Consider the following 12,787-nt stretch of genomic DNA (forward strand, 5'->3'; position numbering starts at 1 on the left):
AAAGAAGCCTGAGCCGTTTCCACCTGTATATTATAGGCCCAAAAAAGCAAAATATGCAATGAATAGAGCGGAATACAGCAAGAGTAGGGTAGTTTTTGGAGTGGAAGGTTTGTTATAGTGACCATATGAAAGCGGATACAGGGAGTGATAGGAATGTTATTCACAGAAGAAAAGCTAATCAAACGCCAGGCTGAAGTGGAAAAGTATAGATATCTTAAGGTCCAGGAGCTTACAGAGTTCGCATTCGCTGAGGATGAGGAAGGGGCTAACGGAGTATACCCGGAATCGGTATCCTTTGATGGCATCATCAGACTTCAGGAGCATTGGCGCGGGCGGGACCGTTACATCTGGCTGCGCACGGAGGTTGTACTGCCGCCTAGTCAGGCAGGGTTCAAAATTGCCGGCCGATTTGATTTTGGCAAAACAGGGGATTTCAATAACTCCGGCTTCGAATCGCTGCTGTTCGTGAACGGATCGCCTTATCAGGGCGTAGATAACAACCATCGGGAGGTAATCTTCGGGGATGAATGGGGCGGACAGACGCTAGAGCTGGCCTTCCGGCTGTGGTCGGGACTTGAGGGCGGCGGAGTGCCCAGAATTCAGGAGCACCGGCTCAGCGAAGCATTCATCGGCTATCTGGACGAGGGCATTGATGATCTGTTCTATATGTCGAAGGCGGCGCTTGACACCTTCCGTTACCTTGGCAGAGACCAGCCGGAGAAGCAGTGGCTGCTTAGAGCGCTGAACGAAGCCTTCCGTCTGATCGACTGGTCGGAGCCGGGTTCACCAGAGCATACCGCTTCGCTGTATCAGGCAGGTGCCAGTCTGAATCAGGCGATAGAGGCGATGCCGCAGACTTTTGACGTAACGCTTACGGCTGTGGGCCATACCCATATTGATGTTGCCTGGCTGTGGCGCTTGAAGCATACCCGTGAAAAAACAGCCCGTTCCTTCTCCACCGTCCTGCGGCTGATGGAGGAGTTCCCGGAGTACCAGTTCCTGCAGACGCAGCCTCAGTTGTACGCATATCTAGAGCAGGATTATCCGGAGCTGTTCGGGCGGATCACCGAGAAGGTGAAGGAAGGCCGCTGGGAAGCGGAAGGGGCGATGTGGCTGGAGTCGGATTGCAATATCCCGTCCGGTGAGTCGCTGGTCCGCCAGATTATGCTGGGCAAACGCTACCTCCGTGAACAATTCGGCGTAGAGAGCAAGTACCTGTGGCTGCCGGATGTCTTCGGATACAGCTGGGTGTTGCCTCAGATTCTGCGCAAATCAGGTATCGACACGTTCATGACGACCAAAATCAGCTGGAACCAGTTCAACCGGATGCCGCATGACACCTTCTGGTGGCGGGGGATGGACGGCTCGGAGGTGCTGACGCATTTCATCACGACCTCTGAGAAGGATGGAGCTGAATACACCTATAACGGACGGATGACGGCAGGACTGCTGCGCGGAATCTGGAATTCCTATCAGGATAAGGAGATCAACGATCACCTGATGTTTGCGTATGGCTGGGGTGACGGAGGCGGCGGGCCGACGCGGGAGATGCTGGAGCTTCGCCGGCGCTTCGACAAGCTTCCGGGTATTCCGAAGATTGAAATGGGCAGTGCCGGAGAGTATTTCACCGGACTGCATGAACGGATCGGGAAGACGGAGGCGTTCGTACACACCTGGAACGGTGAGCTGTATTTCGAATGCCACCGGGGCACGTATACCTCACAAGCCCGCAATAAGAAATATAACCGCCGCCTGGAGCTGCTGCTGCGCGATGCCGAGTGGCTGCACACGCTGATGGGGGTAAGACAGGGGAATCTTGAAACCGCTTATCCTGCGGCTGAAATGACCGGGATCTGGGAGATTCTGCTGCGCAACCAGTTCCATGACATCATCCCCGGTTCGTCGATCGCTGAGGTCTACGAGGACAGTGATGCTGAATATGCAGAAGGCGAGGCGCGCTCACTGGCTCTGATTAACGGTGTGGCTGATGCTAATAGCGGCAATAAGCCGGAGCTGCAAGCATTCACTCTGCTGAACAGCACGAACTGGAACCGTCCTCGTTATGCGCTGCTTCCTATAGATGCCGCTGATTCCGTACAGGTTCATGACGCTGACGGGAACCGGCTATGGCAGCAGCGGACGGCAGACGGGGAAATGCTGGTCTACGTTCCGTCTGTGCCTGCACTGGGCACGGCGGTGCTGAAGGTAGTACATGGACAAGCAGTCGAGGCCTCCGGAGAGGCGCAGATTCAGCCACTTGCAGCTGTATCCGGCAACAGGCTGAGCACACCGCTAGTGGAAGTGGTATGGAATGAGCAGGGCCACTTCACTTCAATGATCGACCGGAAGAGCGGCCGTGAGCTGCTGGCGCCAGGACAGCGCGGGAATGTACTACAGGTATTCGAGGATAAGCCGCTGGATTTTGAAGCGTGGGATATCGATATTTTCTACCAGGAAAAGATGACTGAGATCACTCAGCTGACCGGATGTGAACTGACCGAGAACGGCCCGCTGCGGGCGGTGCTGCATATGACCTGGACCTATCACCGCACAGCGGTAACGCAGGACATCATCTTCTACCGGGATACCGCGCGGATTGACTTCCGTACAGAGATGGACTGGTACGGGCATAACCAGCTGCTGAAGGTGGCCTTCCCGGTGGATATTCATGCGCTGGAGGCTACTTATGACATTCAGTTCGGTAACGTGAAGCGTCCTACACACTGGAATACGAGCTGGGATTACGCCCGCTTCGAAACGGTGGGCCATCAGTGGGCGGATGTCAGCGAGAAGGGCTATGGGATAGCGCTGCTCAACGACTGCAAATACGGCTATGACATCAAGGACAGCGTGCTCCGGCTGACGCTGCTGAAGTCGGCGGTTCATCCCGATCCGCAGCAGGATCAGGGGCATCATGCCTTTACGTATGCACTCTATCCGCATACCGGTGATTTCGTTGAAGGCGGGGTGGTCCAGGAGGCGTGGGAGCTGAATCATCCGCTGCGCAGTGTGGCAGGTGAGCTGGAAGGGAACCCGCTGCTCTATGTTGACGGCGCACATGTGACGGTGGATGCGGTCAAGCGCTCGGAGGATGGTAAAGATGTGGTGCTACGGCTGCATGAGTACGCCGGTTCGCGGACACAGATTACTGTAGATAGCGCTTACTCTATAGCCTCCTGGCAGGAGTGCAACCTGATGGAGGAGCCGCTGGGAGATTGGCAGGAAGAAGAGGAGCTGAGCTTCCAGGTGAAGCCGTATGAGATTAGAACGTTCAGAATCAAGCTGCGCGGGGCGCAGAGCTGAGAGGGGAGCAAGCCAGGATGGGAGCAGGAGAGAAGCAAGCGGTGCCGGTTAGCTGTGTGAGCAAGGAAGAGGTTATGCAGAAGCTGGAGCTGGTCACGAATAAGCTGCTGAAGCTGGGCCGGCCGGATAATGAAGCTGAATTGCAGAACCTGGGGGAGGATGCGGAGCGCCGGGGGTATTTTGCCAGGGACTTCGGGATGGAAGAGTGGGATTGGCCGCAGGGAGTGGGGCTGTACGGCCTGCAAAAGCTTGACCGGCATTTCGGGGATGGCCGTTACGCGGAATACACCAAGCCGTGGATGGCCCGGCAGCTTACAAAGGGACTACCCAGCCGGAATATTAATACGACTGCGCCGCTCCTGTCGCTGATGGAGCTGGAGGAGGCCGGAGAGCTGAGTCTCGAATGGATAGAATGGCTAATGCACGGCCTGCCCCGGACGCTGGAGCAAGGCTATCAGCATGTGACTACGGGGACTCAGAAGCATGAGGTCTCACTCCATGAGAATGAGATCTGGATTGATACGTTGTTCATGGCGATTCTGTTCACTGCCAAAATGGGTGTGAAGTACGACAACCCGCAGTGGCGCGAGACCTCACTGCATCAGTTGCTGCTGCACATTAAATATCTGTATGACAAAAAAACCGGCTTCTTCTTCCATGGCTGGCATTTTGAAGAGCGCCATAACTTCAGTGAAGCCTTCTGGTGCCGCGGTAACGGCTGGTTCGCCCTCGGCCTGCCGGAATATCTGGAGCTGATGCGACCCTATCTGGAAGACGGAGTCTTCAGCTATCTCCAGCAGACATTACAGGCCCAGGCCGAAGCCTTGCTCGCATGTCAGAGCGGGGACGGACTATGGCATACCCTGCTGGATGACTCTGGCAGTTATACCGAAACCTCCGGTTCGGCTGCGATTGCCGCCGGTATTCTGAACAGTGTGCGCCGGGGGCTGCTCCCGGAGGCCTATAGCGAACCTGCTCTGCGGGCAATCCGTGCCATTCTGGACAGAATCGACGGTGAAGGCACTGTGCTCGGGGTGTCCGGCGGTACTCCGATCGGCGCAGCCAAGGAGGACTACAAAGGGATCATCATTGCCCCTATGGCCTATGGCCAGGCGATGGCGCTGGTTGCGTTGGGCGAAGCGCTGCATTACTGCTGAGGCGGAAGGTCTGTGAATTAAACAAGCGGCAGCCAAGGACGAATCGTCCTCGGCTGCCGCTTGTTTTTGCATAGCAAACCGTAAACCGTGAATGGATGCTGATGTAGTCATACACTTCACTCACCTCACGTATGCATGAACTCAATCTTGCTTCTGTACAAATTCAGAATCCGCACCTGCTCCTCGCTAAGCTCCTCGAAGTTCCAATACATATGCATCAGGTTGTACTCAAACAGCTCTTTCAGTCTCATAAACAGCGGCAGTTTTCTGGACATCTCAGCGGAGAAGGGATGCTCTTCCTTATATCCGTCCGTGATTGCCTTAGTTATCGCGCGCTTATAGTCTATGAGGTTCTGTCCGCCCGCGAATGAGTACTCTAGCGCAGAATAGATTGGCACAGCTAAATCGTAGGCATAATAATGCCGCTCGCAATCCTGAAAATCAATCATCGTCAGCGCAGAGTCACTGTCCACCAGGGTATTGTTCAGCCACAGGTCACCGTGGATTAAGCCGTAGTTCGCCTCATCTTTGGGCAGCATTCGGATCTGCTTGAGCACATCCTTCGCAATATCCCGTATGGCCCGCTCTTCGGCAGGAATATGCTTTAGAAAATCATATTCATCGTTATCATACCAATGCGGAATCGGCTGGGCAGCGTCAGTCTGCTGATATTCTTTGCTCACCTGATGCATTCTGCCTATTTGCTGTCCCAGGGTTCTGAGTATGGTTTTGTCCCATTTGGCCCGGGGCAGGTGGATTCCGGCTGCCGCCCGGAACAAGACCACGAACTTCGCTTCTTCATCCAGCAGCAGGGTGCTGATAAGTAAATCCTGTTCATTAGGTACAACCTCTGGCACCCGTACGCCCCGGTTGAACAGATAAGTAGTCCAGTTCACTTCAGCTAATTGTTCTTCATAGGTCTTATAATTCGTAATTCGGGCGAAGAAGATCCCCTTTTCCGAGTGGCAACGGTACATTTCATTGGTAACGGCCTCCATACTGGAGAGTTGAACAGGATAGGTGTTATTGAGAAATTGCAATATTTGTGCTTGCATAAGATGCGTTACCTCCCGCGATAATTTCTGCAGCTGCGCTATCGTTCGTGAAGCTGTTCCGCAGCCCTGAACTGGCTTACAGATCTTGAGACAGGCGGATCATATCCACCACCTGCATCCCGTTCTCATAGATTTCTTCACTATAATGTCTGATGAAAAAGTCCTTGTCGATCCCGGTGATCCGGAAGCCGCATTTCTGATACAACGCAAGCTGGCCGATACTGGAGTTGCCTGTGCCTATCTCCAAAGTTTTGAAGCCGAGCCGTCTGGCTTCCTGAATGGCGTGATTCACCAGTTGCTTCCCGATTCCCTGGCTCTGGAACGCCTCATTCACTGCAATATTGACCAACTCGGCGGTCTCCGGCCGGGTAGGCAGCAATACATAGACACCTATTACACGGTTATCCTTTTCAGCAACGAAGCATTGCCCTCTTGCTACATAATCCTCAACCAGCTTCGGTGCAGGGTCGGCCAATACAAGCAATTCGGTAGGTGCTTGTTCACCCGTATGTAATGCTCTGATCTCCATTTCTTATCTTCGCTCCTTGTTCATTAGCAGTTGTAGGGTTAGAGCCTCACGAATGTGATGTAATCAACAGGGGCAGGTTCTGCTCCTTCCATCCGGAGGGCACGGTTAATCTGCCCCCGGTGATACTGCCCGTGTAAAAGAACCTGCAGCAGGATGTCCCGGACGGAGGTCAGGAATGGAATTCCGCTCTGAGTTGTATAGTCAACCATCCTGTCCAGCGCGGATTCTTCCAGCTCTTGCACATAGCTGCGGTATTGCTCTGCATTCGCTTCGAACAGCCGCCGGACCGCCGTCAGGTCTTCCGCTTCCTCCCATAGCCAATATTGTATGCTGCTCTTGCCCTGCAAGCGTGACAGCCAGACTTGCTCTGCCACCGCCACATGCCGCACCAGCTTCAGAAGCTCCGCGTCCTTCGTATGACTCGCTTCGAGCGCGTCCAAGATCTGCCCATCCGCCCAGTACAGATGGTCCATCATGCGCATAATTGTCTTCATTTGAGTTCCTCCTTTTGAATTCACTTCATTGCTTGCGAACCAAGACAGCGCCTGTTGTTCCATCGAGCTCACAAATGCTTTTTTGGCTGGACTATACTGACTGGTATCCTCGAAGCGATCCGCTAATTCTTGCTTGAACTGACTGTATCTTGCCGCTTCTTCCGGATTCGCACGCAAATAATCTCTAAATATAAGATGCCGTTCAATCTGAGGATTGTCTGCCTGATAACAATGAAGGTGATGACTCCGTGCCTCACCGCCTTTGCGGAAAAGCCTCCTGCCGGGAATCCCCCATTCTCCACCTGCATCATATCCGAGCAGTGTCATCTTATCGTTGTAGGAATCGATTTTGGCTATGTCTTTTACAATACACATCATATCAATCACAGGTTTGGCCTTCAGGCCTGGTACTGAGGTGCTTCCAAAGTGCTCGAAACGTACAATTTCATCTGTGAAAATAGTAGTTAAAAATTCAGCCTCCTGCTGATAAAGTCTGATCCAGTCTGGATTATAGCCGCTAAGTCTGATCTTCATACAAATTGCCCTCCCAGGTTAATGGATGTTTGGGTATCCATTCATGCTAAGTTTCTGCAGGTTCACCCTCTGAATTGATGGAAATGACGGCTTCGCTCAGCTGAGATGCTGCATTCGGAGGCAGCGCACCCTTATCAAACACCGCCTTCATGAATGCGGTTGCAGCTTCTGCGGTAACGGCATGAACGGGAACTGTGTGTTGATCACCGTAATGAAGCAGAATATCCGAAAAAGACATGTGCTGAGCCCCTTTTACCCGATAGAAATGGGCATTGTTCAGAGAGTTGAAGGCATAGCGCTGCCCATCGATATAATCGGATGCAATAGTCTCATTCATAGATGCTGCCATCTCCCGGTACGCCGAAGCTTCTTGCCGCAGCAGCAGAACTGGAACAGAAGACTGTACGTCTTCCCGGCGTAAGAGGTGAAAACTGGGATCGAGCAGGACAGCAGCCTTGATCCGGTGATCCTGCTTGGCGGCCTCCAGGGCGGCGGCACCTCCGAGCGAATGTCCCATGACAGCAACCTTAGCTAGGTCGAACAGCCCGGCGAGCTCAGCATCATCGGAGCGGTTAAGCATCTCAAGGACGTCCATAACTGCGTGTATAAATTGAATCCGGTTGTGGAGCAGACGGGACCAGCTGGGGTAGTCACTGCTTGCCAGCTCCGCCATTTCAGGTGCCTGCTTGAGATAGCTGCCGTCTGGAAATACGGTGAACACGGACTCACGCGGAGCGCTAATTGTAACTACCACGTAGTTTTTGGCGACTAACTTGGAAATCACTCCGAGATACATATCACGTTCAACACCGAATCCAGGGGAGAAGAGGATGACGGGATACCCTTCTGTTTTTGGAGCTAATGCCCCGCCTGTTGTTACACTGGCAACATTCAGGTTGTCCAGATCAACGGCCATCTCTGTCAAAAGCTTAGCTGCCTCTGCCTGGCAAGGTGCGTACAGGTCTATACCCTTCACCGGATCTCCCCCGATGGCCGGATGAAAAATGCTAATAACGAGTCTGGGGCTTCCTTCCAGAACCTTTATGAATCTCCCAATCATTATAGCTCACCTTTCTTAATGGATATATATTCCTACTAAATAGACGCCTGCTTGTCTGTTTGGTTGCGGTGATTATCTCTTAATAGACTCAGCACAGAATCTACGACAGCTTGCGGCTTATACAGTTGAATGGAATGCCAGCTATCCTCAATCACGATCTGCCGGGTATTTGCGGTTAACTGGAGGAGCTTCTTCTGTGATTGTTGCCAATCTTCATTTTGCCTTCCGGCGGATAATACGATGATTGGTAATTCCGGAACTAAAGGCTCTGACTCTATTAATTGGAGGGCACTTTCTATAGTGCAGAGAGATTCCAGATAGGCCGCTTTATACGCATTATTTCGATAGCCGAGTGTATCCACTGTATGTTGAACTGGTGGAGGCAGCCGTTTGGCACCAATAGGTTGTTTTAATAGACGGGGCAACCCGATAGGGGATAAAAGATAACCCATTCTTAGTCGTCTCAGGTGCCGCAGCCGTTCTTCATATCTAATTTGATTAAAAGTGGATTCTATGAATCTTTGCTCATGCGTGGAGTCCACAAGAATAATCCCGGAGACCTCTTCAGGATACTTAGCAGCAAACAGCCGCATGATCATTCCGCCATAGGAGTGCCCTACAAGGATGTACGGGGGTTCTAATTCAAGCTGCGTCAATAATTTGCGCAGATCACAAACATAGCCTTCACAAGTCGGCTCTTTAATGGGCTTAGTACTCCAACCGAATCCGGCCCGGTCATAGGAGAGGACTTTGGTGTGCTTGGAACATTCGGGTTGCACTAATGACCAATCCAGAGCACAACCGCCCATTCCTGCTTCTAATAGAATCGTCGGAAGTTTACTTGTGTCATTGCCGGTAACAATTGCATGAAGATGGTGTGCTCCCACTGAGATCATTTCTCCTGGAGCCTTATATTTATGTAGAGAATATTTGGACAGAGCGGCTTGAATCCATGTGAATGGAAGTCCGATCAGAGAAATAATGACGCGAAGAAGGCTTTCGGTAAAATTAATTTGGCTCATGAGACACCTCTTTTCCTGTTCTAACTTGCATAATATAGGATTCATTTAATTGATAAAGAGAAATCTCACGGTATCCATTTCCTATTTTATTTCGGCCTACGCTTATCTGATCTTGTTGAGAAAAGATTTGCTTGAAGCTTTCCCTGGCATGAAGTATACTGTTCTCGGGAAGGTTAAGCGCTTACCCTCTGAGGAGGATAAGCGAACATGGTTAAACCAATTGTAGTTGGCATTATCGGTGCGGGAAGAATTGGACGCCTGCACGCAGACAATCTGCGTGCGATGCCGTCGTTCAAGCTGAAGTCCATAGCTGAAGCTATGATGAGTGAGGAATTGCTGGCCTGGGCAGAGAGCAGGGGGCTTGGCTCTGTTTTTGCTGCGGGTGAAGATATATTGAATGATCCTGAGATAGAAGCGGTGTTCATCTGCACACCGACCGATTCGCATGCGTCCTGGATTGAGCGGGCTGCGCGCGCGGGCAAACATATTTTCTGTGAGAAGCCAATTAGCCTCTCCTCGGAAGAGACCCAGCGGGCCTTGCAGGTGGCAGAGGACGCTGGTGTGCTGCTGCAAGTCGGCTTTAACCGCCGGATGGACCCCAGCTTCCGCAAGCTGAAGCGTCTGGTGGAGTCCGGAGAACTGGGGGATCCGCATATTGTAAAGATCACCTCGCGTGACCCGCAGCCTCCCGGTGAGGCTTATGTACGGTCTTCGGGCGGGATGTTCATGGATATGACCATTCATGATTTCGATATGGCCCGTTATCTGGTAGGCAGTGAAGTGGCCGAGGTCTACACCCGGGGGGCGAATCTGATTGATCCGATGTTCGGCCGTTGCGGGGATGTGGACACCGCCGTCATTACACTGACGTTCGTGAACGGGGCGATCTGTGTGATCGACAACAGCCGAAAGGCCGTATACGGCTATGATCAGCGGGTAGAGGTCTTCGGGACGCTGGGTTCAGCGACCGCCGACAATTGCCGCCCGACAACAGTGGAGGTATCCACCGCGACTTCGGTTACCCGCGATCAGCCGGAGCATTTCTTCCTGGAGCGCTATAACCAGGCATTTATGGAGGAGATTGTTGCGTTTGCCCGTTCGGTAAGGCTACAGGAGCCGGTGATCTGCAGCGGCCGTGACGGCGAAGCCGCACAGCTCATTGCTGAAGCAGCTAGAGAATCGTATCTGAGCGGACTTCCCGTCAAGCTGTCTGTAACTGCTGCGGAAGCAGGATTTTCTGAACTGCAAGCCTTGTAAGCGGATACAGATTCTGAAGACAGAGGAGGATGAACGAAGATGTCTGATCTACTGATTAAGGCCGGAGCGCCGGATAAGGATGGCTGTATCGCTGCGGTCAGCCCGGAGAGCGCCGGATGGAAATATGTCGGGTTCGAGGTGTACCAAATGCAGGCCGGAGCTACTCTGGAGCGAGATAGCGGAGGGAGCGAGATCTGTCTGGTACTGCTGGCGGGCAAAGCAGATGTAGTGGTGGATGGCGAGCGGTTCGCCGATATCGGCGGACGGATGTCGGTCTTTGAAGATAAGGCTCCTTATGCTGTATATGTTCCGGCGGGAGCGCACTATGAGGTTAGCGCATTGACAGAGCTGGAGCTTGGGGTCTGCCTTGCTCCGGGAAGCGGTAAATATCCGGCACGGCTGATTACCCCGTCGGATGCGGCAATCGAGGACCGCGGCTATGGCAGCATGACCCGCAAAGTCGTAAATATCCTGCCGGAACACAGCGTAGCTGAGAGCCTGCTGGTGGTCGAGGTGCGCACGGGCGGCGGCAATTGGTCCAGCTATCCGCCGCACAAGCATGACCAGGATAACCTGCCGGCGGAATCCTACCTGGAGGAGACGTACTATCACCGGGTCAATCCCGCTAAGGGCTTCGTGGTGCAGCGGGTCTACAATGATGACCGCAGCCTCGACGAGACTATTGCTGTTCCTGATAAAAGCATCGTGCTGGTGCCGGAGGGGTATCACCCTGTCTCTGCGCCGCCGGGATATGACTCGTATTATCTTAACGTCATGGCCGGACCTGTCCGCACGTGGGTGTTCCACAATGATCCCGACCATGAGTGGCTGTTCAAGCCGGGACAGAGCGGGTCTGCGGCAGCGTCAACGACAGAGTGAATAGAGCCTAATAGGGTAGAAGGTTCTCTAGCTTGGCAACAAGCGAATGGATGATTATGGGGCTTCCGCGCAGCGGGAGCCTTTTTCAGATAGATAAGAACTTATATGTTTTGGGGCCCCCGCAAAGTACCTGAGTCATCATCGAAGCTAAAGCTTCACTTTGTGGGGTTATTTTGATAGCTGGTTTGCAGAAGAAACACGTACCCGGTAGATAGACAGCATAGGTGGACTTCCTTATAATCGAAGGATAAGAAGGCATGAACGCAAAGGCGGGCTTAATAACGATGAAACCTACAATCTATGATGTGGCACGGGAAGCAGGCGTCTCTATCGCTACGGTGTCCAAGGTATTGAATAAGAGCGGCCGGATCAGCGACAAGACGCGGGAAAAGGTAGGACGGGTCATGGAGGAGCTGAACTACCAGCCCAGTCTGGTAGCTTCTGCCCTGACCAGCCGCCGGACGGGGACCATCGGGCTGATGATCCCCGATATTGCCAATCCTTTCTTTGCGGAGACAGCCCGCGGTATCGAGGATTACGCCCAGGAGCAGGGCAGCGACTTAATCGTCTGCAGTACGGACCGCAGCGATGAGAAGGCGGCCCGGTATATCTCGCTGCTGCTGCGCAAACGGGTCGATGGCCTGATTATTGCCTCTCATACGGGGAACCCTGAGCTGATCCGCGGAATGGTGGCCGATCATGTGCCGCTCGTGCTGTTCTCAGCCGATATCCGTATGCTGGAGGGGAACAGTGTCACCGTCGATGATTACAAAGGCGGCTATCAAGCCACAGAATATTTGCTTTCTCTCGGTCACCGCAGGCTGGGAGTGATCTCTGACAATCTGCCGGGGAGCAGGCTGCGGGTGGAGGGATTCCTGGATGCGCTGAAGGCGGCGGGGATTTCTTTTGACAATCCGGCGAATATGATCCACACCTCGGCTACGCTGGAGAACGGACGCACGGCAGCGGCAGAGATGCTGAATCAGGCACAGGACATACGCCCGACCGCCATCTTTGCCTGCAATGACCTGCTGGCAATCGGGGTGCTCAAGGAGGCGCGCAGCGCCGGCCTGTCGATTCCCCGCGACTTGTCCGTAGTGGGCTTCGACAATACGATGCTGGCGGAAATCTGCCATCCCACGCTGACCAGTATCGCCCAGCCTCTGCGCGAGATGACCGAGCAGGCGATGCTTCTGCTGAATGAAGCGATCAGCAACTCCACCAGCCCCAAGCGCAAAATCATGCTGATGCCCGAGCTGGTCATCCGCCATTCTACGGGGCCGGTTCCGCACTAACCACACCTATTTATTCAAGACCTGTTCCGGCTGCGGCTGGGAGCGGGTCTTTTTTGCGTGCTGTAGTGGGGGAAGAGCGAGTGTGCGTGGGGACGTATACGAAATGTATGCGAAAAACCGAACACAATCTGCCAGCCGACTCTCCCCGTTAGGGAGCAGCGTGTGCTAAGGCGGAGAACAAGTGGATTTACTACAACTACTG

General features: G+C 53.3%; 10 protein-coding genes and 1 pseudogene. 5 read left to right on the plus strand and 6 right to left on the minus strand.

The features are described from left to right. The first annotated feature begins 153 nt into the window (after nucleotides 1-153). Both MKZ07_RS31890 and MKZ07_RS31895 read left to right on the plus strand, forming a co-directional pair. Complete coding sequence (locus MKZ07_RS31890) at nucleotides 154-3,303, plus strand: alpha-mannosidase (protein ID WP_341029509.1); 3,150 nt, start codon at nucleotides 154-156, stop codon at nucleotides 3,301-3,303. 17 nt (nucleotides 3,304-3,320) lie between these two features. Beyond that, on the plus strand, nucleotides 3,321-4,460 hold the full coding sequence (locus tag MKZ07_RS31895) for a glycoside hydrolase family 88/105 protein (protein ID WP_341029512.1): 1,140 nt from the start codon (nucleotides 3,321-3,323) through the stop codon (nucleotides 4,458-4,460). 125 nt (nucleotides 4,461-4,585) lie between these two features. Here the strand turns inward: MKZ07_RS31895 and MKZ07_RS31900 are convergent, their stop codons facing one another. The 6 genes and pseudogenes from MKZ07_RS31900 to MKZ07_RS31925 form a co-directional block, all read right to left on the minus strand. Further along, a complete protein-coding gene (locus tag MKZ07_RS31900) occupies nucleotides 4,586-5,515 on the minus strand; it encodes a phosphotransferase enzyme family protein (RefSeq protein ID WP_036697829.1) in 930 nt (309 codons plus the stop codon). Nucleotides 5,516-5,591: 76 nt separating this feature from the next. Further along, complete coding sequence (locus MKZ07_RS31905) at nucleotides 5,592-6,044, minus strand: GNAT family N-acetyltransferase (protein WP_036697831.1); 453 nt, start codon at nucleotides 6,042-6,044, stop codon at nucleotides 5,592-5,594. Nucleotides 6,045-6,082: 38 nt separating this feature from the next. After that, a complete protein-coding gene (locus MKZ07_RS31910) occupies nucleotides 6,083-6,538 on the minus strand; it encodes a DinB family protein (protein ID WP_036697853.1) in 456 nt (151 codons plus the stop codon). A gap of 24 nt (nucleotides 6,539-6,562) precedes the next feature. After that, nucleotides 6,563-7,072: pseudogene (locus MKZ07_RS31915) on the minus strand (GrpB family protein); the annotation flags it as partial. 46 nt (nucleotides 7,073-7,118) lie between these two features. Continuing rightward, entirely contained in the window at nucleotides 7,119-8,132 is a 1,014-nt protein-coding gene (locus tag MKZ07_RS31920; RefSeq protein ID WP_341029515.1) for an alpha/beta hydrolase family protein, read from the minus strand. Nucleotides 8,133-8,167: 35 nt separating this feature from the next. Beyond that, nucleotides 8,168-9,154, minus strand: a complete 987-nt coding sequence (locus MKZ07_RS31925) for an alpha/beta hydrolase (RefSeq protein ID WP_341029517.1) — start codon at nucleotides 9,152-9,154, stop codon at nucleotides 8,168-8,170. Between the two features lie 207 nt (nucleotides 9,155-9,361). Between MKZ07_RS31925 and iolG the strand changes: the two genes are divergently transcribed. The 3 genes from iolG to MKZ07_RS31940 all read left to right on the plus strand — a co-directional run bounded on the left by iolG (nucleotide 9,362) and on the right by MKZ07_RS31940 (nucleotide 12,585). Further along, complete coding sequence (iolG, locus tag MKZ07_RS31930) at nucleotides 9,362-10,411, plus strand: inositol 2-dehydrogenase (protein WP_036697836.1); 1,050 nt, start codon at nucleotides 9,362-9,364, stop codon at nucleotides 10,409-10,411. A gap of 39 nt (nucleotides 10,412-10,450) precedes the next feature. Beyond that, nucleotides 10,451-11,290 (plus strand): 5-deoxy-glucuronate isomerase, encoded by an 840-nt coding sequence (gene iolB, locus MKZ07_RS31935; protein ID WP_341029521.1) that lies wholly within the window; start codon nucleotides 10,451-10,453, stop codon nucleotides 11,288-11,290. 284 nt (nucleotides 11,291-11,574) lie between these two features. After that, nucleotides 11,575-12,585 carry a LacI family DNA-binding transcriptional regulator gene (locus MKZ07_RS31940; RefSeq protein WP_036697840.1) on the plus strand — a complete coding sequence of 337 codons (1,011 nt, stop codon included), beginning with the start codon at nucleotides 11,575-11,577 and terminating at the stop codon, nucleotides 12,583-12,585. Nucleotides 12,586-12,787: the final 202 nt, after the last annotated feature.

It is taken from the genome of Paenibacillus sp. FSL P4-0338, from assembly GCF_038002365.1.
In the GTDB taxonomy this organism is placed as follows: Bacteria; Bacillota; Bacilli; order Paenibacillales; family Paenibacillaceae; genus Paenibacillus_AQ.

Excerpts from the sequence above, each read along its gene's own strand:
- MKZ07_RS31890 (WP_341029509.1), top strand. The coding sequence starts at position 154 with ATGTTATTCACAGAAGAAAAGCTAATCAAACGCCAGGCTGAAGTGGAA.
- MKZ07_RS31895 (WP_341029512.1), top strand. The coding sequence starts at position 3,321 with ATGGGAGCAGGAGAGAAGCAAGCGGTGCCGGTTAGCTGTGTGAGCAAG.
- MKZ07_RS31900 (WP_036697829.1), bottom strand. The coding sequence starts at position 5,515 with ATGCAAGCACAAATATTGCAATTTCTCAATAACACCTATCCTGTTCAA.
- MKZ07_RS31905 (WP_036697831.1), bottom strand. The coding sequence starts at position 6,044 with ATGGAGATCAGAGCATTACATACGGGTGAACAAGCACCTACCGAATTG.
- MKZ07_RS31910 (WP_036697853.1), bottom strand. The coding sequence starts at position 6,538 with ATGAAGACAATTATGCGCATGATGGACCATCTGTACTGGGCGGATGGG.
- MKZ07_RS31920 (WP_341029515.1), bottom strand. The coding sequence starts at position 8,132 with ATGATTGGGAGATTCATAAAGGTTCTGGAAGGAAGCCCCAGACTCGTT.
- MKZ07_RS31925 (WP_341029517.1), bottom strand. The coding sequence starts at position 9,154 with ATGAGCCAAATTAATTTTACCGAAAGCCTTCTTCGCGTCATTATTTCT.
- iolG (WP_036697836.1), top strand. The coding sequence starts at position 9,362 with ATGGTTAAACCAATTGTAGTTGGCATTATCGGTGCGGGAAGAATTGGA.
- iolB (WP_341029521.1), top strand. The coding sequence starts at position 10,451 with ATGTCTGATCTACTGATTAAGGCCGGAGCGCCGGATAAGGATGGCTGT.
- MKZ07_RS31940 (WP_036697840.1), top strand. The coding sequence starts at position 11,575 with ATGAAACCTACAATCTATGATGTGGCACGGGAAGCAGGCGTCTCTATC.